The following is a 25,334-nucleotide window of genomic DNA, read 5'->3' as shown; positions in this document are numbered from 1 at the left end:
TTTTAGTTTTTAAGGACATAACCGACACCGCGTATGGTGTAAATGATCCGGTTATTGGTGCCTAACTTTTGACGCAGGCTGCGGATATGCATATCGATAGTGCGTGTTTCCCCTTCATAGGAAAACCCCCAGACGGCCTCCATAATACGTTCCCGCGTCAGGACAATGTTCTGGTTAATCATCATATAGCGCAGCAATTCAAATTCTTTAACAGTAAGAGGACACGCCGTACCATTTACCGTCACTTCATGCCGTTCCTCATCCATACGGATTGGTCCGCATTCTAATATATGCGGCATTTCTTTTCTCGCCTGGCAGCGGCGGAGTACGGCATGGATACGGGATGTCAGTTCTACGATACCAAAGGGTTTTTTGACGTAATCGTCGGCTCCTTCATTCAGTCCCTTGGCAATATCAAATTCACTGGTTTTCGCTGTAAGCATGATAACCGGCAGCGTTTTATATGCGGCCTGATCACGCAGACGGCTCAGTATACTCAGGCCGCTTTCGCCAGGCAGCATAATATCGAGGAGAACAAGATCTGGCTTTTCACTTTCCATCGCCTGCCAGAATTCATGGCTGTCTGCCATCGTTTTTACAGCGAAATTCTGACTTTCCAGCGCATACCCTATGAGCTCCCGGATACTTGCATCATCTTCTACACAATAAATTAAAGACACGTGTACCACCCTTCCTTCAGGTCATTATATGTTACAGTAAAGTATACAAACAAAATATGTATACACTATGTAACTTCTGTAAAAGATATGTAAAAAGCAGCTGCGCCCAGGCACAGCTGCCGGATAATTAGAAATCTAAATCTTTAGATATAAGCTGAACTTCCCATTCTTTATCCACCTGCTTGTACGTAACGGTGGCGATAAAAGAGTGAAGATCACGGACCCATGTAAAGTTGCGGTCGTCAATATTGCCATTATCGAGATTCTTGTTAAAGGTGAACATAATCGTATCGAGAGGCGTCAGGACATATCCTACCGAGAACCCTTTCTGGCGGGGATGATCTATCGTATCGAACCGGTACGGCGTATATCCGCTCAGATTATGTTTTTTATACCAGAAACTCGTCCACAGCCGCGAATTGATACCCTGATTGAGGACAACGCCCCAGTACGGATCCTTCCGTACGGCATCGCGGTAAGAATACAAATCCTTCCGGTATCCCGCAAAGAAGCGGAGATTGGCCTTTGACCATAAATGAATGGGATTATGGGTCAGTTCTGTCCGGAACCCCTTATGCGTACCTTCCCGGTCTCCTTCGGCCCAACGGCCCCAGCTGGCACTGCCATCGATATAAATACCAGAATTTCCCGCATAGATACGGGGCATATAATAGCGCAGTTCCGGCCAGCGCGTAGCCCAGATATGATCGTCGTTATCGGTACTTTCTTCCTTGCTGTACCCGAATGTAAAGGTACCGACAGGCGTCCTTTTGCCGACTTTAAGGCCTGGCTTAAACCCTTCTTTAGAGTAAACGGCATAGTTCACATCCATATAGAGGTCCCCGTTGCGATTCATGGGGAACCGGGCATCGCCGCGAAGGCCGATGCCATTATCATTATTATACGTAGGCCGTGGAAGAAGCGAAAAAATCCACGGTTTCTGATTCCGGTCTTTGTCCAGCCGGCCTTCATAATGTCCATACGTGAAGAGACAGATATTCTTGAACCACAATTTCGTATTTTCTGCAGTAAACTTTTCGCCGGGATAAATATGAATATCATCACCAGTAATATAATAATCCGGCGTCTTAGCTACGGCATGAGGTGTCGTAATGAGCCCGTGTCTGACATATCCCGAGCCATCGTACATTTCTGCCCCGGTGCCGCGGATATAGGTCGTAGGATCAATAAAGCCCTGAACCGTATCCATGGAAGCGGCAGGACCTGTACCAGAATAGGTAAGGCCTGTCGTTTCCAAAGCCATCGTACTATCCAGATAGACCGCTTTTCCCGATGTATGATACACCTGGGACTTGGTATTGCCTTCTATCGTATTGGCATGGATTTCATCCATGCCCCGCATGACGTCCACATTGCCACGACCTGCAACGAATCCGTCATTGCCGCGGACCAGGAGTTTGTCTGCCGTCATATGGACAGGCTGCTGAGGCAGGACTACATCATGGGCAGCCGAAGCTTCATCCAGATTGACGGCCTGCACGCCGCCCGCTGTCGTCCGGGCTACCGGTAATACGTCTTCCCTATGATTTTTTATTGTAATGCTGCTCTTGTCAGCCGGAACGTCCTGGGCAGAAATCTGCAAAGAAAGAGGCAGTAATGCCGAAAGGACAGCCACTGTCAAACGTTTATTCATCTATGTCACCTGTCAGTTATTCATTAGTCGGTGTAATCGTCACAGTAGACTGGATATCGTCGGAGTCTGCCGCATCATCGTGTTCCAGCGGCACAGGAGTCACCGCTTCCGCCTGTTTTAATTCCGCTGTTGTCGTGTCTGTCGCCGGGTTTTCATCCGGTACGGTACGGCTTACAGAAGAAGACGGTACAGCGACGCCGCTGGCTGCCATATCCGCCGTAGCCGTATCTGTTTTTTCCCCATCCTGGCGGAATCCGACCACATCCGTATTCGCCTTCGTTTCTGCATACATGACCGTGCCCACGGGAATATCGACATCATTTCCCTTGACAAAAAGCCCGCCTACCAGGCCGACCGGTCCGAGGATGATAGCGCCCGCAGCCGATGCTCCGACAGCCCCGGCTGTACGTTTGTACTGTTCTTTCGTCTTTTCGCCTACAGTCAGTTCCACCGGGGTTCCATCGGCAGCCCGTACCGTATGATACGAAATTTCTATTTTTCCATCGCGGCCGAACCGTCCAGCCTTGCGTGCCTTGCTGACTGTCGCGTCTGTTTCCATTCCCCGGGGAATGGCCACGACATCTCCCACCTGAACGTCTTCAGCTACAATGAACCGTACCGTATCGCCTTCCGTCAGTGTCTTGGACTGGATGGGATCCATATTTTTCATCGTAACAATTGTTCCGGCCGGAACCGATACGGTTTCCGAGGTAAATTTCTTATTTCCCAGAAGGCTCGTCCGCAATGCATGGACACGCCCGGAAAGAGATCCCGTAGCCGCTTTGCCGTCCAGACCTTCTTCTAATTCGGAAACGCGGCTTACCAGTGGTTCTTCCGTGATTTTGCCGGAATACTGCCACTGCATCATATTGACAGCTGCCAAAAGTGATAAATCAGAACCTGAATTTCCGTATACATCGGTATATAAGGAATCAGTCCGGCTCTGGACACTGCCAGAAAGTCCGGCTTGTCCATTCAATGTCTTATCCAGTGCCCGGATCCGGTCGTTGAGTGACCCGCTCTGCGGAGCACCATATACAGTCGTTTCTACCTTTTCGGCTTTTTCCAGAATTGTATAGTCGGCCGCGCCGGCAGCCATCGTACCGCATACTGCCAGGACAGCCAGTAAGCAGGCCGCTTTCTTTCTCCACATGCTGCATCCCTCCATTATATGTCACATACATCGTATGCCATAGCATTCGTATAAATTTTTTTGTCTATTCTATATAATTATATCGGTTTCATATGTAAAAAGCAACACTAGCAGTAATAATAACCTGCGTGTCCATCCTGCCGGCAGGAACATCGAAGTAACAAAAAAAGCATCGCATTCCGGTCCCGGCCACAATGCGATGCCTCGTTTACTTTTTCCTGCCTTCTACGCCCGGCGTTTGTTTGCCTGTTTTTTACGCCACCATAAAAATCCATAAATGGCGACGACAATAACCGTCAGAACGAGCAGTCGTTCCCAATGTTCATTAATCCGCAGTAAATCGTGGCCAAACCACACTTCGACAACGACCGCCGGAATTTTTCCAATGGCATTGGCAATAAAATGATCCCTGTAGGAAATATGGCTCAAAGCACTGAACGCCGTCACTACTACATTGGGAGAATACGGGATAGCCCGTCCCAGCATGATGGTACGTATACAGCTGTAAGAGTCCAGTTTTTCCAGCTTATTGCTGCGCTGAATCACTTTTTTTGCCTGATTCCTCAGCAGCGTCCGCGTCAGCCGGAAACTCACTTCAATTCCCAGTACTTCACCGATCCAGGAAATAATAATCCCCGGCACCAGTCCGAAAATAACGCCATTTACCGTCAGAAAGGGAATAGACGGAATAGCCAGCGCATTGGCAAATACAATCATGAATACACTGACCAGAATGGCACTATAGCCAAAAGACGCAATATAATCGGTCAGACCATCCAGATCGCCTTCCACAGTCAGCCGCCACATGGTCGAATAAAAATCTGGCAGAAACCACTGGATGGACCACAGGAACAGAATTACCGCCAATACGCCGATAATCCGTACAGTCCAGCCTATTGTCTTATCAGTCATATGGATACTATCCTCTTTTTACCCTTTGCAATAACCTTAAAAAGGCTGCCTTGACAGACAAGGCAGACACCTTCTTTTGTACGACTGTATCATCCATTGTCTGCATAATACAGCAGACGTTCAGCACCATGACAATACAGACTAAATAATATTATACCATAGTTTCCACCGTTACGATAGGGTAAATATACGTTTTCACCGTGCCAGCCAATGGCCGGCACGCAGATCATCAAGGCACTGATGTAAACGCCGTTCATCATAAAACACTTCTTCCAGGCACAAGCCCTGGGCAGGTGCCGTAGCCCCCAGCTGATTTCTATCCCTGCTTTCCAATATTTCCCGAAAGCGTACAGGCGTCAGCCGGTGAAGTCCTAAATCAACCAGTCCGCCGGCAATATTGCGTACCATATGATAGAGGAATCCATCACCCAGGACATCTATATGGACGATGGCCCCCTCTTTTTCCACAAGGACAGCATACATGGTTTTTACGGGATTCATAGGCGTCGTATTTTTTCCCTCGAAAGCTGAGAAATCGTGAGTTCCCAGCAGTATTTCTGCCCCCTGGCGCATAGCGTCCAGATCAAGGGCGTTGCGGATGAACCAGGCGTAGCGGAGGCGGAACGGATCGTGTATACGGCTGTTGACAACCGTATACCGGTAATGTTTGCCTACGTTATCATGGCGCACACTGAAGTGTTCCGGCATTTCCCTGGCCGAAAGGACGGCAATTTGAAGAGGCAGATACCCTTTCATGGCATAAGGGATCTTTTCTACGGGAATCGTTCCTTCGCCATAAAAATTGACAACCTGCCCCCGGGCATGTACGCCCGCATCAGTACGGGCCGCGCCATACACCGTAATAGGAGAAGAAAAAATCTGCGATAATCCCTGTTCCAGATGCCATTGTATGGAAGAGGCATTCGTCTGGCGCTGAAAACCGTGAAAGTCCGTGCCATCATAGGCGACGATGAGACAGATGTTTTTTTTCATACAAACCACCGCATAACCACTAAAACAGCTGTCAGACCTATCACTATGACCATAGCAATGCTGTCGCGGAAGGTATATGCCAGTTCGTGCATACGCGTCCGCCCTTCCCCGCCACGGTAACACCGGGCTTCCATCGCCGTAGCCAGATCGTCAGCCCTTCGGAAAGCACTGACAAACAAAGGTACCAGAAGGGGTATCATATTTCTGCCCCGCTGCATGATACTGCCGCTGGTAAAGTTAGCACCACGCGCCGTCTGAGCTTTCATGATGCGGTCCGTTTCTTCCAGAAGAGTCGGTATAAAACGCAGGGCAATGGTCATCATCATCGCCAGTTCATGAGCTGGCACGCCGATGCGCCGGAAAGGGTTCAGCAGATGTTCGATTCCATCGGTGAGGACGATGGGCGATGTCGTATACGTAAGCAGGGAAGAGAACACAATCAGATAAATAAGCCGTGCCGTCATAAGCGCGCCCTGGCGGATTCCTTCCCAGGTAATATGCAGGATGCCCCATTGCCAGATGACCGTACCAGGTGTCGTAAAGACATGGATCCCCATAGTCAGGATGATGATGACCCATAGCGGTTTCAGTGACTTCAATATAAGCTTTAATGGCAGATGGGAAATAAAAAAGCATGCCAGGATAAATACCGTTATCAAACCGTACGCCGGGAGCGATTCCGCCAGAAAAATAGCTACAATAACAATCAGCGTCGCTATGATTTTGCAGCGCGGATCCAGCTGGTGGAGAAAAGAAGTACCAGGAAAATACTGTCCCAGCGTAATATCTTTAAGCATGGTCTTTCCCCCTTATACATTGAAAAATGGAATCAGCAGCTTCTTCTACCGTATGCACCCGGTCCTCGAGTGGCAGGCCTCGTTGTTTCAGATATTGCATCACTTCCGTCACCGGTGGCACGGAAACGCCGGCACGGTGGAGCGTTTCCTGTTCCGTAGCAAAAACAGACAGAGGTTCCCCATCAATACAGATTTTTCCCTGGGAAAGGACGATGAGGCGGCTTGCCATGCGGGATATGTCGTCCATATTGTGAGAAACGAGGATTACGGTAATATTCTTTTCCCGGTGCCAGCGCTGAATTTCCGCAAAAATTTCCCGCCGTCCTGCCGGGTCCAGTCCGGCCGACGGTTCATCCAGGATGAGATACTGTGGATGGATGGCAATGACGCCGGCAATGGCGACACGGCGCATCTGACCACCGCTCAGGCGGAACGGCGACCGGTCGGCATAGGTTTGGTAATCCAGGCCGACAAATTCCATCGCTTCCCTGACCCGTTCTTCTATTTCATCGTCATTAAGGCCGAAATTACGGGGACCAAAGGCGATGTCTCTGGCTATGGTTTCTTCAAAGAGCTGATATTCCGGATACTGGAAAACCATGCCCACTTTATGGCGCATCTGCATGGCTTCCTTTGTTTTCTGGCTGATGTCCGTGCCATCGACGGTAACCGTACCCTGCGTAGGCTGCAAAAGACCATTTAAAAGCTGGACCAGTGTCGATTTACCCGATCCCGTATGCCCGATAATACCGACAAACTCACCCGATTTGATTTCCAGACTCACGTCATGCAGGGCCGTTTTTTCAAACGGCGACCCCAGGCCGTACGTATGCGTAACATGTTCCAGCTTTATTGACATAATGCGTCTCCCAATTCTTCCTTGCTGATAATACTCCCTTCAATGGGGATTCCCTTTCTGCGCAGGCGGGCAGCCAGTTCTGCCGGTACAGGCACATCCAGCCCCAGTTCCAGCAGTTCATCGACATGAGTAAATACCTCGCGGGGCGTGCCATCCATTTTGACTTCTCCGTGGTGGATGACGATGACCCGGCCAGCCTGTACGGCTTCTTCCATAAAATGTGTAATAATGATGACCGTAATGCCTTCCTGGTTCAGCTGGCGGATGGTGTCCATGACTTCCTTCCGCCCCACAGGATCCAGCATGGCTGTCGGTTCATCCAGGACGATACAGCGAGACTGCATCGCCAGGATGCCTGCAATGGCCACCCGCTGTTTCTGGCCGCCGCTCAGAAGATGGGGGCCATGCTTAGCAAAAGCTGTCATGCGGACTCTGGCCAGGGCGTCACTGACACGCTGGCGGATTTCTTCCGGCGGGACACCCAGATTTTCCGGTCCAAAAGCAACATCCTCTTCTACGACGGCCGCGACGATCTGATTGTCAGGATTCTGAAAAACCATGCCCACGTTCTGGCGGATTTTCCACAAATTGGCCGGATCATCGGTCCGCATCCCCAGGACTTCACACGTTCCTTCCGTCGGTACGAGCAAGACGTTGAAATGCTTGGCTAATGTCGATTTTCCCGAGCCGTTCGTACCGATGACAGCGACGAATTCGCCGGGCTGTATTTCCAAAGAAATATCCTTCAGGGCATAGACGGTCTGCCCGTTTTCATCCTCATAGGTATGACTCATATGATCGAGTTTAATCATAGGTGTACTCATGTACCTGTCTCCTTACACGTGAATATATCCGCACCTATTATACAGGGTTTAAGCGTCCTTGTAAATCAGAACAGACGGCTTCCTGTCTGGTAGACAATAAAAGTCAGCACCCAGGCTACGGCAATCTGGAATACGACAGAAAGGGCCGTCCATTTCCAGCTGTGTGATTCAGCATGGATGGTGGCAATCGTCGCCGCACAGGGGATATAGAGCAGGGAAAACAACATCATACAGTACGCGTTAAGTTCTGTGAACCCCATCTGTCCCATGCTGGCCGCCAGAGTAGCCAGTGCCGTTGTAGAATTAATATTGACGCCATCGAAGAGTACGGCAAAGCTGGAAACGACAACTTCCTTGGCCGAAATACCGGCAAGGAGCGCCAGGGAAATCTGCCAGTATCCCAGACCAATCGGCGCAAAGAACGGCACCAATCCCCGTCCGAGGATTGCCCCGAAACTGTGGGCCATGTCACCATAACCGGAAGGCCCGAAATTGAGGATGAACCACATGAGGATAGATGCGGCAAAAATTATCGTACCCGCACGGCTCAGATAATCTTTGACTTTTTCCTTTACGGAAATCATTACGGTGCGGCTGCTGGGCCGCTTGTATTCCGGTAATTCAATGAGCAGGGCATTATCTGCCTGCTGCCGGTGGAACAGATTCAGCAGCAGCAGGCAGATGAGTGCTACTACAATACCGATGAGGTACATCGAATAGGCAACGACCATGGCATGTTCCGGAAAGAACATGCCCGAAAATAAAATATAAATGGGCAGGCGGGCACTGCAGGACATAAAAGGCGTGACCAGCATGGTACGATAGCGGTCGGTCTTATTTTCCAGAGCCCGCGATGCCATGATAGCCGGTACACTGCAGCCGAATCCCAGGATCATGGGAATGAATGCCCGGCCAGAAAGGCCCAGATGATTCATGATGTCATTCATGATAAATGCCACCCGCGACATGTATCCACTGTCTTCCAGGACAGCCAGCGTAACAAATAAAATACAGATATTAGGCAGAAATGTCAGGATGCCGCCTACGCCGGCAATGATGCCATCACATACAAGAGAGATGAGCATCTCATCTGCCCCGAGGGACAGCAGGCCGTCTGTCGCATAGACCGACAGGATATCGATAGCCGACTCAAAATAATCCCGAAGCATATCACCGATAAAAAAGGTCAGGAAAAACACGACGCCCATGACGAAAAGGAAAATCGGGATACTAAGCCATCGGTTTGTCAGAATATGATCGGCATAGTCCGTCGCGGCTGCCCGTTTTGCCTGATTGACGACGACTTCCTGGATAATTTCTTCAATAAAACTGTATTTCTGATTAATAATGTCCGTTTCATAACTGCGGTCTACCACCCGTTCTATCCCTTCCAGCGGGAATTTTTTTGTAATTTCCGGGTCTTGTTCCAGCAGTTTCAGTGCATGCCAACGGTAATTAAAAAGGTCCGGATAGGCACTCTTCAACATATTCTGCAATTGGTCGATTTTATCTTCCAGCCCGTCGCTATACACCATGGCAAAATCCTGATGATGATTGTGCTTGTGATGTGTTTCATCGGAATGATTATGAATCAGCCGGTCGGGATGTACGTGGTCCTTATGGTGGATAGCCGCATGCAGCAGGACGCTGAGTCCCCTCCGCTTCAGCGCGGAAACGGGAATGACTGGCACGCCCAGCATCTCCGGCAGGCGGTGCAGGTCAATTTCCATACCACGTTTTTCGACAATATCCATCATGTTGAGCGCTACTACGACAGGCCTCCCCAGTTCGAGCAGCTGCAAAGTCAGATAGAGATTTCGTTCCAGCGCCGATGCATCGACGACATCGATGATGACATCGACGTCATCACTTAAGATAAAATTCCGCGATACCTGTTCTTCCATCGTATAAGAAGTCAGACTGTACGTCCCCGGTAAATCGACGAGATGGATATGAACGCCGTGGGAGTCGATGGCCCCTTCCACTTTTTCGACAGTGACGCCCGGCCAGTTCGCCACTTTCAGATTTGCTCCTGTATAGGCATTGAACAAGGTCGTCTTGCCACAATTCGGATTACCGATAAAGGCGACAGTCATCCCCTCGGTCGGCTCTGCACCCGTATGTTCCATTCCCTGGGGAATATGCTTTCCCCTTTCTTTTTTTCCCAATCCCAGCATAGTGTCAGCTCCTTACTACAATACGGGACGAAATGCCCCTGCCAATAGCCAGCCGCGTATTGCGTACTTTGATGATCATCGTGCCGCCATTTTTATTGTTCAGGACATCGACGGGTGTACTGACTATCATTCCCAGCGCCTGCAGGCGTTTTTCAATTCTCGGCGCCAGGTTCAACCTTTCTACAATATACGTATGTCCTGCTATTCCCTGATCTAGCGTCATACTATTCCCCCCCTTACCGGGACCGTTCCGGACCGTACGCATTGTCACCTTCTGTTCCCCGTACGGTGAAAAAGGCCAGGAAACAAACGGCTGTAATGGACTGGACAGCTGTCCCCAGCGTATCCAGTGCCAGGATGGGAGCTACATAACTGCCTAAATAGCAAAAGTACGGAATGATAAAAAAAGCTCCTCCTTTATTCATATCATGACAGCGCCTCCATCCCAGTGACAACTGGGACCAGACGGTCGGAATGGTCAATACGATGAGCAGAATGCCAAATCCCCAGGCAAAATCAGTGCGATGGATAATAATCGATTCTACGATTTTACTATAGAGAATGAATGTAAACATAAACTGCGCCACGATGAGCAGCAATGTCCGCATAATGAAAGGTCGGCGGCCAATGCGTCCCTGAAAGGCAAAATATTTTTCTTTCAGTTCCTTGCCATTGCGGAATCCCAGAATACTGTCTTCCGATCCCATTCCGACGGGCATTTCCAGACCTTTATGGATACGCGCCGACTGGCGGGACCGCTTTTCTAACTTCAATTTCTTGCGGGACATATGTATACCTCCTGTATAACCGCTTATAATGCAACTGATGATAGCTGTTTTCTTCTAAATGGTATCATATTCTGTGCCTGCACTCAAATATTTTCCACAAATCTATGTTATAATATAGCAACAACACGAAAGGAGAACGGCGATGAACAATCATATGATAACAAATTTAACCGGTTCAGATGGCTATTTCACTTTTAATTTTTTCTGCGAATCTATTGTATCTTCCCTCCATACGGTCATTCACCTCATGGAAGATGAACAGATAACGGCGCCGGAAAAGCTCTCCGAACTCCCCGGACTGCTTGCAAAAATAGGCGAAGACCTCACCCAGGGATATGAAAAGCAGAAAATCGATATGGACCGGTTCAAAGACAATATTCTCGATTTTTACGATGCCGCCTTTGCCGCCAATGATGAACTGGCCCCTCTCATACTGAAAGGCAGCGATCATCTGCGCTACTATTATTACGTCTACGCCCAGGGAGTCAATATTATGCTGCGCACTCTGCTGGAAAATATCGTCCGCGATATCCCCGCAAACGTAGACCCCCGTCCTTATATTACGGATATTATGACCGATTTTACGAAACAGCTGGCAAATCACCCGTAAAAAACACCGGATTCCTCCTTATCCAGGACGAATCCGGTGTTTTTTACCTATTATCCATCAATTCAGTACAAAGAAATGAAGGAACGACACCAGTGCGACGACAAAGCGGTAATAGGCAAAGGATGCCAGTGTCGATTTATTCAGGAATTTCAAGAACCACAGGACGGACACGTAGGCTACAATAAAAGCCGTTACAAATCCGATAGCAATCATGACCAGGTCATTACCACTGAGATAAGATAAGCTCTTCAGTAAGTCATAAAAACAGGCTACGATCATGACCGGGACAGCAATGATAAAAGAAAAATCAGCTGCCGCTTTCCGGCTCATGCCCAGGAACAAGCCTCCGGCAATGGTCGAACCAGAACGGGAAAAGCCAGGCCAGAGAGCCAGCATCTGAAATGCTCCGACGAGGAATGCCTGAACGATGGTCATCTTTTCTACATCTTTGCAGCGCACCTTCATGTGAGCCTTTTCCGCAGCCAGCATGAACAGGCCTCCGATAATCAGACCGATAATAACCGTACCTGCAGAAAAGAGATATGTCTTAATGGCATGATGGGCCAGATAGCCGATACCCATGACAGGGACAATACCGGCTGCCACATGGGCCAGTGTAAGTCCCGTATCGGTGCGGAACCAATTTTCCCGGCGGAATAAGTTCCAACAGCGATACTGATATAACATGCGGATAAACTTTTCCTTGTAAATGATGAGCACAGAAAGAATCGCACCAAGCTGGATAAACACTTCAAACACGCTGGCCCGGGGACCGTCAAATCCCAGCCAGTCACCGACAAGAATCATATGACCGGTGGAAGATACAGGCAGATATTCTGTAAAGCCTTCGACAATGCCGAGGATGACGGCAATCATATAATCGTTCATTGATATAACTCCTTTGTCATAAATCCATGAGTGGTCAGAAAACAAAACCTTTCACACGCATAGAAAAAATTATATCACACACCTTGACAGAAAGATAGAGAAATCCGTAAACATGTCCGGACCAAATGGATATCCGGCAAAACATAACAGGAGCTGCAACGAAATGAATCGTCTTCACTTCGTTGCAGCTCCTGTTATGTTCATGATTATAAAACGACAGCTTACATCCTGCCACCTACAGGCCAGACCTTCTTCTGGTCCGCCTTAATCAAGACTCATGACATGATTCGGGTCTTCAATCGTAAATTTAGCGTATTTCGGATCGCCTTTGTGTTCAAAATACAGAGTGTTACCTTCAAGATGACCGCGCCAGCTGACGATAATCGGGCATTCGCGGCTCAATTTCTTCAGCATTTCAATAGGATTCAAATTTAAAATCGGCGCAAATAAGAACCCGACGTTATCAATCATTACGACACGGGCATTCAGTCTGTGGATAGCTTCGGAAATAAGGGAAATCGCCTTTTCCGGCCGGTCTGCACGGGGAATTTCAAGAAATTCATCATCAAAGAGGTCTTTGGCTTCGCAAATCTTCCAACCATCCTGGAAGGTCAGTTCACGAATCAGTTTGCTCTTGCCTGAACCAGGTCCGCCAATAATGATGAGAAGTTTTTCTTCTTCCTGTGCAATGTACTTCCACCGTTTCAAAACATCTGCATCTGTAACCATGGATATCACCTTCATCTGCAATTATTATTTATATTTATTATACTGGATGCGGGCCTTGTAAGTAAAGCATTTTTCCTATTTATTTTATTAAGTTTAGAAACGGCTTGTAAAATACGGTGTTTTCTACTTCAAACCATAGCGTTCCATGGGGTCCTGGATATTTTTGATGGGTTCGCTGATGAGCAGGACATCATCGACGTAATCCGTCTGATGCTTACTGATGAACACGAGGGAAACGCCTTTTTGGAATGGACTGTCATAATAATAGGCATCGACAAATTGCCCTCCTGCCGGTCCTTTTTCTATACGGCTGGGTTCACCATAAAGGGAAAATATCGTTGAGAGGCGGTATCCCAGGGTGGCTCCGCGGCCGGTATAACTGCTATTCGTAAGGAGAAATACTTTCTTTACCATATTATGCCGGTCTACTTCGACGCCATACGTACCGTACAGCCAAAATTTACCCCCGCTGCGTTTGACCAGATTGGTCCACATATTATATTTATTGGCTACAAACGGTTCGTTGACACCATATCCCACGAGAGTAAAATCTCTCGGTGTCCAGCCGCCGATTTTTTCCAGAGGCCGCCCTTCAATATACGGCGGTCTGGGCGGCAACAGGGCAACACGGGCCACTTTACGTTCCCCGATGGCAAAGACCAGGACATGATCCTTTCCTGGGTTTTCATAAACGAAATAATAGACATTGGCATCGGCATCGCGCAATACTTGCAAAGGACGTCCGTATTTGCGTACCAGGAGTTCTGCCGGGTGGCCGAGATGAATCCCCGGCCCGATATAGACATCCGGCCCCTCAGCCAGTGTGACAGAATCGACACCGGGGTGGACTGCCTTCCGGCCGGCCGCCGCTTCTTTCAAAATCTGAGGCGTATCATTGCGCAGGCGTACCGTCATGTCCAGGTCCTTGCGGTTATATTTCAGTTCTGTATAATGGGCACTCTGGGCATATTTCGTCGGGCTGCCAAAAATACGTTTTACTTTTTGCAGAGAATCTCCGGCATGAAGGCCGTTAAAGGCAAAATCAGCTTCACTTAACGTCCGGTCTTGTGTGACTTCATCTACGACGAGTCCGTCATGATCTGCAACGGATTTTCCGTCTTTTTCCTGCTGATCCGACGTTTTTCCCGGGCGTTCTGTCTGATTTTTCAGATCTTGTTTTTTGTCCTTCTGCTGCTCTGCCGGCTGTACCGGTACCGAAGCAGGGACAAACAAAGGTATTTCCCCGGACAAGGTAGTTTCCTGTGCCGGCATCTCTGCCGCCAGGGCCGGTGATGAGGCCATCAGACCCAGGCTCAGAAGGGTTGCCAGAACACGCAGCGAATACTTCATCATGCGCCCTCCTTTCAAAACGGGATATAGTAAAAACACCCTTCGATGTGGTTCAAAGGGTGTTTTTAACATTATTTCTGTTCCGGACGGCTCAGTGGGAATAAGAGGACGTCGCGGATAGAGGCACTGTTCGTCAGGAACATGACGAGACGGTCAATTCCGATACCCAGACCACCCGTCGGCGGCAGGCCATATTCCAGAGCGCGGCAGTAATCTTCATCCATCTGATGAGCTTCGTCATCGCCCCGTTCCCGTTCCTTCATCTGTTCGATAAAGCGGTTCCGCTGGTCAATGGGATCGTTTAATTCAGAAAAGCCATTTGCCAGTTCCCGGCCATAAATAAACCCTTCAAAACGGTATGTCAGGAGTGGGTTTTCGCGGTCCTGTTTGGTGAGCGGAGAAATTTCCAACGGATGTCCCGTAATGATGGTCGGCTGAATCAGGTTTTCTTCTACAAATGCTTCGAAGAAAGCATTGATGATTTTGCCAACGCCATCGTACTGACCATATTCGACATGATGTTCATCAGCCATCTTGCGCGCCACTCCGATATCCGTAACGCCTTCAAAATCGGCTCCACTGTATTTCTTGACCGCTTCTATCATCGTCATCCGGTCCCAGGGAGGAGTCAGGTCGATTTCTTTATCAATATAAGTCAGTTTCATCGTTCCATAGAGCATCTGTGCCAGTTTGGAAACCATATCTTCTGTAATGAAAATGACATCTTCCAGGTCACCATAAGCCTGATACAATTCGACGGTTGTAAATTCCGGATTATGACGGGTATCAATTCCTTCATTGCGGAAGCAGCGGTTCATTTCATAGACCCGTTCCAGTCCGCCGACGAGGAGTCGTTTCAGATGCAGTTCCGGGGCAATACGCAGATAAATGTCCATATCCAGCGCATTGTGATGAGTTTTGAACGGTCGGGCTGCAGCACCGCCGGCAATAGTATGGAGCATCGGTGTTTCGACTTCCAGGAAATGACGGTCGTCGAGATATTTACGGATTCCCTTTATGATCTGGGAGCGCTTGATAAACGTATCTTTGACTTCCGGATTGACAATCAGGTCCAGGTAACGCTGGCGATACCGCGTTTCTTTATCGGTCAGGCCATGGAATTTTTCCGGCAGCGGGCGCAGAGATTTGGAAAGGAGCGTCCATTTTTCGACGCGGATTGTCGTTTCTCCCGTATGAGTCGTAAAGACAGGGCCTTCTACGCCGACAATATCACCGATATCAAGCAGCTTGAATAAATCGTAGGACTGTTCACCCAGTACATCTTTGCGGAAATAAAGCTGGATTTCCCCGGTAATATCACGGAGCACGCAGAATGCCGTCTTGCCATGGCGGCGGATTGCCATCAGGCGTCCGGCAACGCTGACAAATGTCTGATCTTTTTCCAGTTGTTCTGCCTGTTCTTTGACGTCCTGGGCATGATGATCCCAGTTATATTTCTGACCGAAGGGATAAATGCCCGCATCGATAAACTGCTGCATTTTTTCGCGGCGGACCTTCATCTGGTCATTTAACTTTTCTTCTTCAATCGGTGCTGTATTCTGTTTCGTATCAGCCATAATTATTGGTTCCTCCTAAGTTGTTTATTCTGCATCGGGCGGTAAAATACGGTATTTCAATTCACCTGCCGGTGCTTTGACGGTAACAACAGCCGGATTGGATGCACTGATCCGCTGTCCCAGAATAGCCGAACCTACCGGAGATTCATTGGAAATTCTATTATTGAACGGATCCGCTTCGGCTGTGCCGACTACGGTATAATCAAAGCGGTCCCCCGTTTCTACGTCTTCCAGAATAACTTTGGAGCCCAGGCGTACTTTCGCGCTGCTGTCTTCCGTTTCTTCAATGATTTTTGCCGTACGGATTTTTGCTTCCAATTCGGCAATGTGCCCTTCGACCAGGGCCTGTTCGTTTTTTGCATCATCATATTCTGAGTTTTCACTCAAATCGCCCAGGGCGATAGCTTCCTGGATACGTTTCGATACCTTGATACGGCGGACAGATTTTAATTCATTTAATTCGTCTTTTAACTTCTGCAGACCTTCCTGGGTAATCAGCGTTTCGTTAGCCATGTTATTACTCCTTTGTATTGGATACTTAAATTACAAACAGATACACAAGGCATCGCCCTGTCTATCTGTTATTTTTACCGTAACTTTAATTATATGCATATACGTGCCTGGTGTCAATGTTCTTCCTTTTCCAGCAATGTCCTGATGAGGGACTCAAAAACAGCCGTACTTTCTGCCCTGTTGAGCCGTTCCCGTATGGCTGCCGACCCGTACAATCCTTTCGTGTACCAGGCTGCATGGGAACGCATTTCCCTGAGAGCTGTATAATCGCCCTTATAGGCCCGCAGGGCCTGGAAATGCTCCAGCATCTGCCGGTACCGTTCAGCCGGTGACGGCGGGGACTGTATGGTTCCCGATTCCAGATAAGCCCGTATCTGTGGAAAAATCCAAGGATTTCCCTGGGCTCCCCTGCCGACCATGATGGCCTGGCACCCTGTCTCATCGAACATCCGCGCAGCCGACGGTCCATCGATAATGTCCCCGTTGCCAATGACCGGGATGGATACAGCCCGGACGACGGCAGCGATTTTTTTCAAATCGGCCTTCCCGCTATAAAACTGCTCTCTCGTCCTGCCATGGACCGTAACGGCAGCCGCCCCGGCCGCTTCTGCCCGTTTTGCCAGTTCCGGAGCCGCAAATTCCTCCTCATTCCACCCCGTACGCATTTTGACCGTAACGGGAATGGATACAGCCTGGACGACGGCACGGATAATCGCTTCCGCCCGGGAAAGATCTCTCATGAGAGCTGCTCCTTCGCCATTGGTCACTACTTTTTTTACAGGACATCCCATGTTGATATCGATTATATCGGCACCCGCTTCTTCTACCGAAGCTGCCGCCTTTGCCATCGTATGAGGGTCGGCCCCAAAAATCTGCATGGATACCGGATGTTCTTCCGGCGCTATGCGCAGCATGTCCTGCGTATGTACATTATGATACAGCAGCCCCTTGTCGCTGACCATTTCCGTACAAACCAAAGCCGCGCCATAGCGATGAGCAATGACGCGGTACGGTAAATCACAGACACCAGCCATCGGAGCTAGTATCACAGGCGCAGAAAGCCGCACAGTGCCGATATAAAACGGCTTAGCGGTTGCGTTCATAGATAATTCTCAATCCTTCCAAGGTAAGCATGGGTTCGACAAGATCAATGGATTTCGTCGCCGGGGCAATAATGACGGCCAGTCCTCCCGTTGCGACGACACGGGCATTGCTCCCCAGTTCACGGCGCATCCGTGATACGATGCCATCCACCTGGCCCACAAAGCCATAATACACGCCTGCCTGCATACTTTCTACGGTATTGCGGCAGATAACCCGCTCTGTGCGCCGCACTTCGATACGGGGCAGCAGAGCCGTGCGCTGTACGAGTGCATCTGTCGAAATGCCGATACCCGGACAGATGGACCCGCCCAGATAATCTCCTTTCTTATCGACGGCACAGAACGTAGTAGCCGTACCAAAATCAATGATGATTACCGGACCACCATATAATTCATACGCTGCAACAGCGTTGACGATGCGGTCGGCTCCCACCTCACGGGGATTGTCATATTTTATATCCATGCCAGTCCGGATGCCCGGGCCGATGATAAGCGGCGCAATGCCAAAATAACGCTGGCACATCCGTTCCAAAGTCGGCATGACAGAAGGCACGACGGAAGAAATAATGATAGCGTCGATTTCTTCCGAATTCACATGATTTAAATAGAAAAGATTGCGCACGAGCACGCCGTATTCATCGGTCGTGCGCAGACGATCTGTCGAAATACGCCAATGATCGAGAAGTGTCTTATCATCAAAGATCCCGAGCACAATATTGGTATTGCCTACATCAATAACTAATAGCATGGTTTGATCCACCTCTGTATTCGATTCGATACAACAGACGGCAGATGAAATAACCGTCTCTGTCACTGTATCACACTTCCTATATGATAACAGAGTTTACCATAAAAAGACAGAGCACGTACCATAAAAATTATGAAAAATTGCCTTTACGCCTGAATCGGGCGGACGCGGACATCGCCGGCCAGGACCCGTTCTACTCCGCTATCAGTCCGGACCAGCAGATTTCCACTGTCATCCAGGTCAAAAGCCACACCGGAAAACGTGCGGTCCGGCATGACGACTTCTACTTCTTTACCAAGCATGCAGGATAATTTCTTCCATTCTTCTAATATGGGAGAAAATCCTTCTTTTTCCGCTTCAAAATAGTAACGTTCCAAGTCACAGAAAACATCCCGCAGCAGCTTTGTCCTGTTTACCGGTATATTTTCCATGGCAAAACTGGTTACTGTCTTTTTCAGATCCCGGGGCAGCATTTTTTTCGTAATGCCCGTATTGATGCCGATGCCCATGATCAAATAATTGATTTTTTCCATAGAAGCGTTGAGTTCCGTCAGAATACCGACAATCTTTTTATCATGCACCAGAATATCGTTGGGCCATTTAATTCCGCATTCCAGTCCCTGCTGGCGCAGAGCATGAGTGATCGCCACGGCAGCGAGAAGAGTCATCTTCGATACTTCCATAGGCAGGAAAGGAGGGCGCAGGATAAGCGAAAACCATAGTCCCTGGGCAAAAGGCGATAAAAAGGAACGATTCAGCCGTCCCCGGCCGCCGCTCTGTTCTTCTGCCACGACAACCGTACCTTCTTCCGCCCCTTCATTGGCCAGTTTTTTGGCCAATGAATTGGTCGAATCTGTTTTTTCGTAATAAACCAGATTCTGGCCAATGACTTTAGTCGGCAGTCCTTGTGTAACGGCATCAGGATGCAGGAGTTCCGGTGCTTCCTTCAGGCAATACCCTTTTTTTGTAAATGATTCTATGACATATCCGCGCTGTTTCAGGACGCGGATATGCTTCCAGACAGCGGTGCGGGATATGCCGAACATATCTGATATTTTTTGTCCTGATACAAATTCGCCTTTATGTTCCAGTAAATAATCCAAGATATCCTGTCTCAAATTCGTTCCTCCTTTCCCCTGTCCGATACAGCGGGGATGCAACCCAGTTTTATTTCCTACTGCAATTGTAGCATAATAGTTTTTACTGTCAATACCATAAAATTACGTAATCGATAAAACTTTAAGATATGTTAATAAACAAATCGCTCTAGCAATTTCTATAAAATAAAGCTGCAACTATAGCTGCAGCTTTATTTTATTTATTCATCTTTTTTATTCAGTGTATTTCCCCAGGGGCTGACTTCTACAGAACCAGACGGCGTTTCCGTTTTATTATCGTCTGGCTTGGAATCAGCCAGAGGTTCCGGTGCAGTCTGACCTGCTTCCTGTGTTTCTGTGCCTGCACTCTGGGCCGCATCTGTATCAGCCGTTTCCGGTTCAGGTGCATCCAGTGTACCGTATTCGACGAGGTTTTTTACCTGCACACTATTGATTGTTTCTACTTCCATCAGCGCATTTGCCATGCTCTTCAGGGCATCGAGATGTTCCCGCAGGATGCGGAGTGTATCTGCATAGGCTTCGGAAACTATATCATGCATTTCCTTATCGATCAGTTCGGCTACGCGTTCACCGTAATTGCGTTCGTGGCCAAGGTTCTTACCCAGGAACACCTGTTCCTGCTGTTCCCCGAATACCATAGGCCCCAGCTTGCTGCTCATGCCCAGGCGGGTAATCATCTGGCGGACAATACGGGTAACGCTCTGAAGATCACCCGATGCACCGCTGCTGATTTCGTTGAATACAATCTGTTCTGCAGCCCGGCCACCCAGGGCGACGCGGATTTGAGCCAGATAGTATGACTTCGTTTCGTAAGACCGGTCTTCTTCCGGAAGCATCATCGTATATCCGCCCGCACGGCCGCGGGGAATAATCGTGACCTTATGGACCGGATCGGCATCAGGCAGCAGATAGGCAATGAGCGCATGGCCTGATTCATGTACAGCCGTAAGGCGTTTTTCCTTTTCGCTGATGACATGACTGCGCCGTTCCGGACCGAAGCATACTTTTTCACTGGCTTCTTCCAGTTCCGGCATATTGATGACTTTCTTATCCTGACGTGCGGCCAGGAGAGCCGCTTCATTGAGCAGGTTGCCCAGGTCGGCCCCGGTAAATCCCGGTGTTTTCTTGGCAATCGTTTCCAGATCGACGTCCTTACCCAACGGTTTCCCCTTGGCATGTACTTTCAGGATGGCAATCCGTCCCCGCAGATCCGGACGATCTACAGTAATTTGACGGTCAAACCGGCCAGGACGGAGTAATGCCGGGTCAAGGATATCCGGACGGTTCGTCGCGGCGATGGTAATAATTCCTTCATTGGCGCCAAACCCGTCCATTTCGACCAGCAGCTGATTCAGTGTCTGTTCCCGTTCATCATGTCCACCGCCGAGGCCAGCACCACGCTGACGGCCTACGGCATCGATTTCATCGATGAAGACGATGCAGGGGGCATTTTTCTTGGCCTGGGAAAACAGGTCACGTACACGGGACGCACCGACGCCGACGAACATTTCTACAAAGTCCGAACCGCTGATGCTGAAAAACGGCACGCCTGCTTCCCCGGCAACAGCACGGGCAAGCAGCGTCTTACCCGTCCCGGGAGGTCCGAAAAGAAGAACCCCTTTCGGAATCTTAGCGCCGATATTGTTATATTTGCTCGGGTTGCGCAGGAACTCGACGATTTCTGACAACTCTTCCTTAGCTTCATCTTCACCGGCAACGTCTTTAAAGGAAACCTTGATTTTTCCTTCTCCATGCATTTTGGCATGACTTTTACCGAAATTCATGACCCGGCCGCCACCGCCCTGTGTCTGCTGCATGATGAAGAACCACACGCCGATCAGGATCAGGATAGGCAGCACATTACTGAGCATGCTCATCCACCAGGAAGGCTGTTCAGGCGGCTTGGCAATGATATTGACATCGGCATCCCGTAGTGCCGGCAGCAAGGCCGAATCAGTCGGTGCATAGGAAGTGAAGGACGTACCATCTTTCAACTGACCGACGATGGCATGATCATCCGTAATCTGTACAGCATCTACTTTCTTCTGCTGGACCTGATTCATGAAATTCGTATACGTGATTTCGGACTTGTCTGACTTATTAGTCGTAAAAGCATCTATGATGGAGACGGCAACGATAATAATAAGTAAGTAAAGGCTTACATTCCGCACAAATTTACTCAAAATACTGCTCCTTTCGCGCACGTTTTTATGAATATACAGGTTCATCCCTGCCGCAAGGAGAGAGAAGTAACCAAATATATTCTTATATTATCACACTTTAAGGAAAGCAACAACATTTTTTAATGACTGTACACTTCTTCTTTCAATACGCCAATATACGGCAGATTCCGATAGCGGCTGTTATAGTCCAGTCCATATCCTACGACAAAAGCGTCGGGGATTTCAAATCCATTATAATCGACAGGGATATCTACTTTCCGGCGCGACGGCTTGCTGAGCAGCGTCGCAATCTTTACGGAAGCGGCCCCCCGTTCCAGGAGAAGGGGTTTCAATTTGCTGAGCGTAACCCCCGTATCTATGATATCTTCGACGATGAGGATATCCCGGCCCCTGACATCACTGTCCAGGTCTTTACGGATCTTGACAAAGCCCGAAGAAGTCGTCGAAGCGCCATAACTGGAGCAGACCATGAAATCAAATTCAACAGGACCATCGATACAGCGGGCCAGATCGGTAAAGAATGTGACGGCCCCCTTTAAAATGCCACAAAGCAATATATTTTTCCCCTTATAGTCATTCGTTATCTGCGCGCCTAATTCGCGTACGCGGGCCTTGATCTGTTCTTCTGTAAATAAAACTTGCTTTACGTCACTATGCATGATTTTCCTCCTGAATATGAATCAATGATGCTGCCGCTTTTTAAATGCCCCCCGGGCAGCACGGGTAAAACACAATTGTTCTTTTGTCGTATATACACAGAGGCCCAGCCCTTCAAAGCAATGACCGGCACCTTTTGCAGCCAGCTGGCGGACGGTTTCCGTATAGTGGAATGGCACATCATGAAAACTTTGGAGCACACGGGAAAACAAATACCGGATAAGGCGTCGCTGCATAGCCAGTGGCTGTAACAGCAGGGCCTTCTTTTCAATACTGGCGCCCTTCTGGTCTTCCTGCACCAGGGAAGCAGCCCGTTGCTCCGTCTGGCGGGAAAGAAATTCCTCGTCGGCACCGGCCAGCACGGCCAGCCTGTTCAAATCGGCTATGACTGCCGGATTATATTTCTCCAGTTGTGGTATCAGTTCCAGGCGGATGCGGTTCCGCCCGTATTCCCGGCTCTGATTGGTTTCGTCTTCGCAGGGAACCAGTCCCCGTTCTTTAATATAATCTTCTATATCCCGCCGTGTCAAGGCCAGAAGGGGCCGGATGATGTCGCCATTTTTAGGTCGGATTCCGCCCAGGCCCTGAAGGCCGCTGCCGCGCAACAGGTGCTGCAACACCGTTTCGGCCTGATCGTTCTGCTGATGTGCTACAGCAATTGCCGAAGCTTGGCATCGTGCTGCACATTGCCGTAGAATGCGGTAGCGTTCCGTCCTTCCGGCCGTCTCCAGACTCTGATGCGTCACCGCCGCAACGTGGGGCACATCGACAAATTCCCACATGAAGCCACAGCCCCGTTCTTCTGCCGCCTTCCGTACTACCGGAACCTCATCATCAGCCGCCCGGCGGATGCCGTGATGCACATAACACACGGTCAGCGTCAGATTCCACGCACGGCGCAGAGATGCCAGCACATCAAGCAGGGTCAGCGAGTCCGGCCCGCCGGAACAGGCAATGAGCAGGTGATCACCCGGCAGGAACAGCTGTTCATGCCGGCAGAATGACTCTACTTTATCCCGGAGGCGTCCGGCCGTGGACTTCATCGGTTCCGCCAGGCCGCATCCTGGAATGCCTGGCTGTAAAAAATACCTTCCATGAGATCTTTTTCACTGATCTGGATTTCCGGAATATCATAATGGCAAAGGCACGAATGGGCTATAAGCAGACCGGGCAGGATGATATCGCTGCGCCGTGGCTGCAGTCCTTTTATATGACGCCGTTCCTCCGGCGTCATACGTTTCAGTGTGTCAATCCAGCCTGACAGACAATCCCGGGTAATGACAGTGCCTTCTACCCGGTCCGCATCATAGGGATCCAGTCCCAGTTCCATAGCTGCCAGTGACGTAAGCGTGCCGCCCACGCCCAGCAGCCGGTCAGGAACAGCCGGTATGGGCAGCCACTGATTGCGGCAGCGCCGTTCCAGCGCGTCACATGCCGCCGGACCGGATACGTCCTGACAAAACCGCACGGCCCCCATGGGGTAACTATGCGACCAGAGGCTCCTTCCCTCTTTTCCCAGTGCCATTTCACTGCTGCCGCCCCCTATATCGAGGACTGCCACGACCATTCCGGGCAGCGCACTGCCTGCCGCTCCGCGATAGCTGAACGAGGCTTCTTCAAGCCCGCTGAGAATGCGGCAGTGCCAACCAAAGCGGGCCCGTACTTCCGCCAGGAATGCCTGTCCGTCCGAAGCTTCCCGCACGGCACTCGTCGCTACGGCGCAAACGCACAGATCCGGGTACGCATCGTTCCACTGCCGCATAGCTTCCAGCGAGGCCTCTACTCCTTCGCTGGACAAACGGCCGGTCCTGGATACGTCTTTTCCCAGACGGGTCGTCGCTAATTCTTTTTTTGAAAAATGCCATTGTCCGTCCCGGTCTTTTTTTCCCCGCATGAAGCGGAGAGAATTTGATCCGATATCGATAACGGCATATACATCATGTTCCATAACTGCTCCTTTTCGCATAACAGGAAGAAACAAAAAGAGCATTCCCTGTCGGAATACTCTTTTCCCTCCATACCTTCCTAGATACGGAATTAATCAGCATGCCGGGCACCGCGGCCGCCGCGTTTCGATTCAGTATTGCGTTTCAGATCCATCAACCGTTCATCGCTTTCTTTCAAAAATCTGCTCAGCCGATCTTCAAAGGACAGAGACTGGGGAGCGCGGCGGTTCATGTCAAACCCGCCATTGTGGTGGTGAAATTCCCGCTTGGAATGAAACTCTTTCTTTTCCGGAGCCGGCTGTGTCCGCTTGATAGACAGGCCGATCTTCCCTTTTTCATCAATAGATAATACCTTGACATGTACCTTATCCTGAACTTTCAGGAAATCATGAACATCTTTTACATATTCATTTGCTACTTCAGAAATATGGACGAGACCAATTTTTTTATCCGGCAGTTCGACAAATGCACCGAACTTGGTTATTCCTGTAACAGTTCCTTCCAATACACTGCCTACTTCGATTGTCATGCTGCTAAGACATCCTCCTTTAACTATAGACACGCGTCGCAAATAGCGTTTACACACATTATACTAATAAACATTAAAAAATTCAATCGTAAATTATGCTTTCTACTGCCTTTCCGCCCCATCAGCGACGGTATGGGATTTCACCCGGCTTTGCCAGTCCGAACTGTTCCCGCGCCTGTCGCATGATTTCTTCCGGTGAAGACAGCCGGTCTTTTTCTTCATGCAGTTTCTGGTTTTCTTCAGTCAATTCCCGTTCCTGGTTGACCGTTATCGTCATATCCTGATGAATCTGCCATAACTCATATATCTTGGAACCGAGAAACAGGCCGCCAAAAATCAAAATAGCCACGACAATCCGCTTATAAGCAGACCAGCCCGCCTTTTTCCTGCGGCGGACGTTCCGTCTCCTGCCCTGCCCGGATAGGCGCGGTCGTCCTGTACGTTTCACCGTCATGTCTCAGCTCCTTTTCAGATTAAAAAAATCTTAACTTATAGTATACCTTGAAATGACTACAAGATAAAGCCTTTTCCCGATATTTAAAGGGA

General features: G+C 49.4%; 26 protein-coding genes. 1 reads left to right on the top strand and 25 read right to left on the bottom strand.

Going from position 1 to position 25,334, the window contains the following annotated elements; genetic code table 11:
- Positions 1-2 precede the first annotated feature (2 nt).
- From ACGTIC_RS04060 to ACGTIC_RS04010, 11 genes are all read right to left on the bottom strand, one after another.
- A complete protein-coding gene (locus ACGTIC_RS04060) occupies positions 3-680 on the bottom strand; it encodes a response regulator transcription factor (protein WP_113855435.1) in 678 nt (225 codons plus the stop codon).
- A 127-nt stretch (positions 681-807) separates the two neighbouring features.
- On the bottom strand, positions 808-2,334 hold the full coding sequence (locus ACGTIC_RS04055) for a hypothetical protein (protein WP_113855434.1): 1,527 nt from the start codon (positions 2,332-2,334) through the stop codon (positions 808-810).
- 16 nt (positions 2,335-2,350) lie between these two features.
- Complete coding sequence (locus tag ACGTIC_RS04050) at positions 2,351-3,487, bottom strand: hypothetical protein (protein ID WP_113855433.1); 1,137 nt, start codon at positions 3,485-3,487, stop codon at positions 2,351-2,353.
- Positions 3,488-3,712: 225 nt separating this feature from the next.
- Positions 3,713-4,399 carry a TVP38/TMEM64 family protein gene (locus tag ACGTIC_RS04045; RefSeq protein ID WP_059076726.1) on the bottom strand — a complete coding sequence of 229 codons (687 nt, stop codon included), beginning with the start codon at positions 4,397-4,399 and terminating at the stop codon, positions 3,713-3,715.
- A gap of 195 nt (positions 4,400-4,594) precedes the next feature.
- On the bottom strand, positions 4,595-5,392 hold the full coding sequence (truA, locus tag ACGTIC_RS04040) for a tRNA pseudouridine(38-40) synthase TruA (RefSeq protein WP_113855432.1): 798 nt from the start codon (positions 5,390-5,392) through the stop codon (positions 4,595-4,597).
- Positions 5,389-6,189, bottom strand: coding sequence for an energy-coupling factor transporter transmembrane protein EcfT (locus tag ACGTIC_RS04035; protein ID WP_059076724.1), 801 nt, complete (start codon positions 6,187-6,189; stop codon positions 5,389-5,391). Before ACGTIC_RS04035 ends, truA begins: the two co-directional genes overlap by 4 nt.
- Positions 6,182-7,048, bottom strand: coding sequence for an energy-coupling factor transporter ATPase (locus ACGTIC_RS04030; protein ID WP_059076723.1), 867 nt, complete (start codon positions 7,046-7,048; stop codon positions 6,182-6,184). The genes ACGTIC_RS04035 and ACGTIC_RS04030 overlap by 8 nt, the downstream gene beginning before the upstream one ends.
- On the bottom strand, positions 7,039-7,872 hold the full coding sequence (locus ACGTIC_RS04025; RefSeq protein ID WP_059076722.1) for an energy-coupling factor transporter ATPase: 834 nt from the start codon (positions 7,870-7,872) through the stop codon (positions 7,039-7,041). Before ACGTIC_RS04025 ends, ACGTIC_RS04030 begins: the two co-directional genes overlap by 10 nt.
- Before the next feature lie 65 nt (positions 7,873-7,937).
- A complete protein-coding gene (gene feoB / locus ACGTIC_RS04020; RefSeq protein WP_113856514.1) occupies positions 7,938-9,968 on the bottom strand; it encodes a ferrous iron transport protein B in 2,031 nt (676 codons plus the stop codon).
- Positions 9,969-10,053: 85 nt separating this feature from the next.
- Entirely contained in the window at positions 10,054-10,272 is a 219-nt protein-coding gene (locus ACGTIC_RS04015; RefSeq protein WP_113855431.1) for a FeoA domain-containing protein, read from the bottom strand.
- 13 nt (positions 10,273-10,285) lie between these two features.
- Positions 10,286-10,837 carry a DUF805 domain-containing protein gene (locus ACGTIC_RS04010; RefSeq protein ID WP_113855430.1) on the bottom strand — a complete coding sequence of 184 codons (552 nt, stop codon included), beginning with the start codon at positions 10,835-10,837 and terminating at the stop codon, positions 10,286-10,288.
- Between the two features lie 142 nt (positions 10,838-10,979).
- Between ACGTIC_RS04010 and ACGTIC_RS04005 the strand changes: the two genes are divergently transcribed.
- Positions 10,980-11,447 carry a hypothetical protein gene (locus tag ACGTIC_RS04005; protein ID WP_113855429.1) on the top strand — a complete coding sequence of 156 codons (468 nt, stop codon included), beginning with the start codon at positions 10,980-10,982 and terminating at the stop codon, positions 11,445-11,447.
- Positions 11,448-11,504: 57 nt separating this feature from the next.
- Here ACGTIC_RS04005 and ACGTIC_RS04000 read toward each other — a convergent pair whose 3' ends face one another.
- The 14 genes from ACGTIC_RS04000 to ACGTIC_RS03935 all read right to left on the bottom strand — a co-directional run bounded on the left by ACGTIC_RS04000 (position 11,505) and on the right by ACGTIC_RS03935 (position 25,242).
- Positions 11,505-12,335: an undecaprenyl-diphosphate phosphatase gene (locus ACGTIC_RS04000; protein ID WP_059076718.1), complete on the bottom strand. Its 831-nt coding sequence runs from the start codon at positions 12,333-12,335 to the stop codon at positions 11,505-11,507.
- 264 nt (positions 12,336-12,599) lie between these two features.
- Positions 12,600-13,064, bottom strand: coding sequence for a BREX-3 system P-loop-containing protein BrxF (gene brxF / locus ACGTIC_RS03995; RefSeq protein ID WP_059076717.1), 465 nt, complete (start codon positions 13,062-13,064; stop codon positions 12,600-12,602).
- A 123-nt stretch (positions 13,065-13,187) separates the two neighbouring features.
- Positions 13,188-14,417 (bottom strand): hypothetical protein, encoded by a 1,230-nt coding sequence (locus ACGTIC_RS03990; protein WP_162816217.1) that lies wholly within the window; start codon positions 14,415-14,417, stop codon positions 13,188-13,190.
- A gap of 68 nt (positions 14,418-14,485) precedes the next feature.
- Positions 14,486-15,991 carry a lysine--tRNA ligase gene (gene lysS / locus ACGTIC_RS03985; protein ID WP_075581984.1) on the bottom strand — a complete coding sequence of 502 codons (1,506 nt, stop codon included), beginning with the start codon at positions 15,989-15,991 and terminating at the stop codon, positions 14,486-14,488.
- A 24-nt stretch (positions 15,992-16,015) separates the two neighbouring features.
- Positions 16,016-16,504 (bottom strand): transcription elongation factor GreA, encoded by a 489-nt coding sequence (gene greA, locus ACGTIC_RS03980; RefSeq protein WP_059076714.1) that lies wholly within the window; start codon positions 16,502-16,504, stop codon positions 16,016-16,018.
- Positions 16,505-16,617: 113 nt separating this feature from the next.
- A complete protein-coding gene (gene dusB / locus ACGTIC_RS03975) occupies positions 16,618-17,607 on the bottom strand; it encodes a tRNA dihydrouridine synthase DusB (protein WP_113855427.1) in 990 nt (329 codons plus the stop codon).
- Positions 17,591-18,355 carry a type III pantothenate kinase gene (locus ACGTIC_RS03970; protein ID WP_059076712.1) on the bottom strand — a complete coding sequence of 255 codons (765 nt, stop codon included), beginning with the start codon at positions 18,353-18,355 and terminating at the stop codon, positions 17,591-17,593. The genes dusB and ACGTIC_RS03970 overlap by 17 nt, the downstream gene beginning before the upstream one ends.
- A 146-nt stretch (positions 18,356-18,501) precedes the next feature.
- Entirely contained in the window at positions 18,502-19,473 is a 972-nt protein-coding gene (locus ACGTIC_RS03965) for a biotin--[acetyl-CoA-carboxylase] ligase (RefSeq protein ID WP_059076711.1), read from the bottom strand.
- Positions 19,474-19,673: 200 nt separating this feature from the next.
- On the bottom strand, positions 19,674-21,656 hold the full coding sequence (gene ftsH, locus ACGTIC_RS03960) for an ATP-dependent zinc metalloprotease FtsH (protein WP_277345551.1): 1,983 nt from the start codon (positions 21,654-21,656) through the stop codon (positions 19,674-19,676).
- Between the two features lie 119 nt (positions 21,657-21,775).
- A complete protein-coding gene (hpt, locus tag ACGTIC_RS03955) occupies positions 21,776-22,315 on the bottom strand; it encodes a hypoxanthine phosphoribosyltransferase (RefSeq protein WP_059076710.1) in 540 nt (179 codons plus the stop codon).
- Positions 22,316-22,336: 21 nt separating this feature from the next.
- Entirely contained in the window at positions 22,337-23,356 is a 1,020-nt protein-coding gene (gene tilS / locus ACGTIC_RS03950) for a tRNA lysidine(34) synthetase TilS (RefSeq protein WP_113855426.1), read from the bottom strand.
- A complete protein-coding gene (locus tag ACGTIC_RS03945) occupies positions 23,353-24,261 on the bottom strand; it encodes a Ppx/GppA family phosphatase (RefSeq protein WP_113855425.1) in 909 nt (302 codons plus the stop codon). Before ACGTIC_RS03945 ends, tilS begins: the two co-directional genes overlap by 4 nt.
- A gap of 89 nt (positions 24,262-24,350) precedes the next feature.
- Complete coding sequence (locus tag ACGTIC_RS03940; RefSeq protein WP_059076707.1) at positions 24,351-24,788, bottom strand: S1 domain-containing RNA-binding protein; 438 nt, start codon at positions 24,786-24,788, stop codon at positions 24,351-24,353.
- A 121-nt stretch (positions 24,789-24,909) separates the two neighbouring features.
- Positions 24,910-25,242: a septum formation initiator family protein gene (locus ACGTIC_RS03935; protein WP_059076706.1), complete on the bottom strand. Its 333-nt coding sequence runs from the start codon at positions 25,240-25,242 to the stop codon at positions 24,910-24,912.
- Positions 25,243-25,334: the final 92 nt, after the last annotated feature.

Source organism: Megasphaera hexanoica, assembly GCF_043520715.1.
GTDB classification, from domain to species: Bacteria; Bacillota; Negativicutes; order Veillonellales; family Megasphaeraceae; genus Megasphaera; species Megasphaera hexanoica.
Note: the sequence above shows the minus strand (reverse complement) of the source record. Positions and strands in the feature narration are given on the sequence as shown.

Bases quoted from the DNA above. Each gene is read 5' to 3' on its own strand.
- ACGTIC_RS04055 (WP_113855434.1), bottom strand. From the start codon at position 2,334: ATGAATAAACGTTTGACAGTGGCTGTCCTTTCGGCATTACTGCCTCTT.
- ACGTIC_RS04050 (WP_113855433.1), bottom strand. From the start codon at position 3,487: ATGTGGAGAAAGAAAGCGGCCTGCTTACTGGCTGTCCTGGCAGTATGC.
- ACGTIC_RS04045 (WP_059076726.1), bottom strand. From the start codon at position 4,399: ATGACTGATAAGACAATAGGCTGGACTGTACGGATTATCGGCGTATTG.
- truA (WP_113855432.1), bottom strand. From the start codon at position 5,392: ATGAAAAAAAACATCTGTCTCATCGTCGCCTATGATGGCACGGACTTT.
- ACGTIC_RS04035 (WP_059076724.1), bottom strand. From the start codon at position 6,189: ATGCTTAAAGATATTACGCTGGGACAGTATTTTCCTGGTACTTCTTTT.
- ACGTIC_RS04030 (WP_059076723.1), bottom strand. From the start codon at position 7,048: ATGTCAATAAAGCTGGAACATGTTACGCATACGTACGGCCTGGGGTCG.
- ACGTIC_RS04025 (WP_059076722.1), bottom strand. From the start codon at position 7,872: ATGAGTACACCTATGATTAAACTCGATCATATGAGTCATACCTATGAG.
- feoB (WP_113856514.1), bottom strand. From the start codon at position 9,968: ATGACTGTCGCCTTTATCGGTAATCCGAATTGTGGCAAGACGACCTTG.
- ACGTIC_RS04015 (WP_113855431.1), bottom strand. From the start codon at position 10,272: ATGACGCTAGATCAGGGAATAGCAGGACATACGTATATTGTAGAAAGG.
- ACGTIC_RS04010 (WP_113855430.1), bottom strand. From the start codon at position 10,837: ATGTCCCGCAAGAAATTGAAGTTAGAAAAGCGGTCCCGCCAGTCGGCG.
- ACGTIC_RS04005 (WP_113855429.1), top strand. From the start codon at position 10,980: ATGAACAATCATATGATAACAAATTTAACCGGTTCAGATGGCTATTTC.
- ACGTIC_RS04000 (WP_059076718.1), bottom strand. From the start codon at position 12,335: ATGAACGATTATATGATTGCCGTCATCCTCGGCATTGTCGAAGGCTTT.
- brxF (WP_059076717.1), bottom strand. From the start codon at position 13,064: ATGGTTACAGATGCAGATGTTTTGAAACGGTGGAAGTACATTGCACAG.
- ACGTIC_RS03990 (WP_162816217.1), bottom strand. From the start codon at position 14,417: ATGATGAAGTATTCGCTGCGTGTTCTGGCAACCCTTCTGAGCCTGGGT.
- lysS (WP_075581984.1), bottom strand. From the start codon at position 15,991: ATGGCTGATACGAAACAGAATACAGCACCGATTGAAGAAGAAAAGTTA.
- greA (WP_059076714.1), bottom strand. From the start codon at position 16,504: ATGGCTAACGAAACGCTGATTACCCAGGAAGGTCTGCAGAAGTTAAAA.
- dusB (WP_113855427.1), bottom strand. From the start codon at position 17,607: ATGAACGCAACCGCTAAGCCGTTTTATATCGGCACTGTGCGGCTTTCT.
- ACGTIC_RS03970 (WP_059076712.1), bottom strand. From the start codon at position 18,355: ATGCTATTAGTTATTGATGTAGGCAATACCAATATTGTGCTCGGGATC.
- hpt (WP_059076710.1), bottom strand. From the start codon at position 22,315: ATGCATAGTGACGTAAAGCAAGTTTTATTTACAGAAGAACAGATCAAG.
- tilS (WP_113855426.1), bottom strand. From the start codon at position 23,356: ATGAAGTCCACGGCCGGACGCCTCCGGGATAAAGTAGAGTCATTCTGC.
- ACGTIC_RS03945 (WP_113855425.1), bottom strand. From the start codon at position 24,261: ATGGAACATGATGTATATGCCGTTATCGATATCGGATCAAATTCTCTC.
- ACGTIC_RS03940 (WP_059076707.1), bottom strand. From the start codon at position 24,788: ATGACAATCGAAGTAGGCAGTGTATTGGAAGGAACTGTTACAGGAATA.
- ACGTIC_RS03935 (WP_059076706.1), bottom strand. From the start codon at position 25,242: ATGACGGTGAAACGTACAGGACGACCGCGCCTATCCGGGCAGGGCAGG.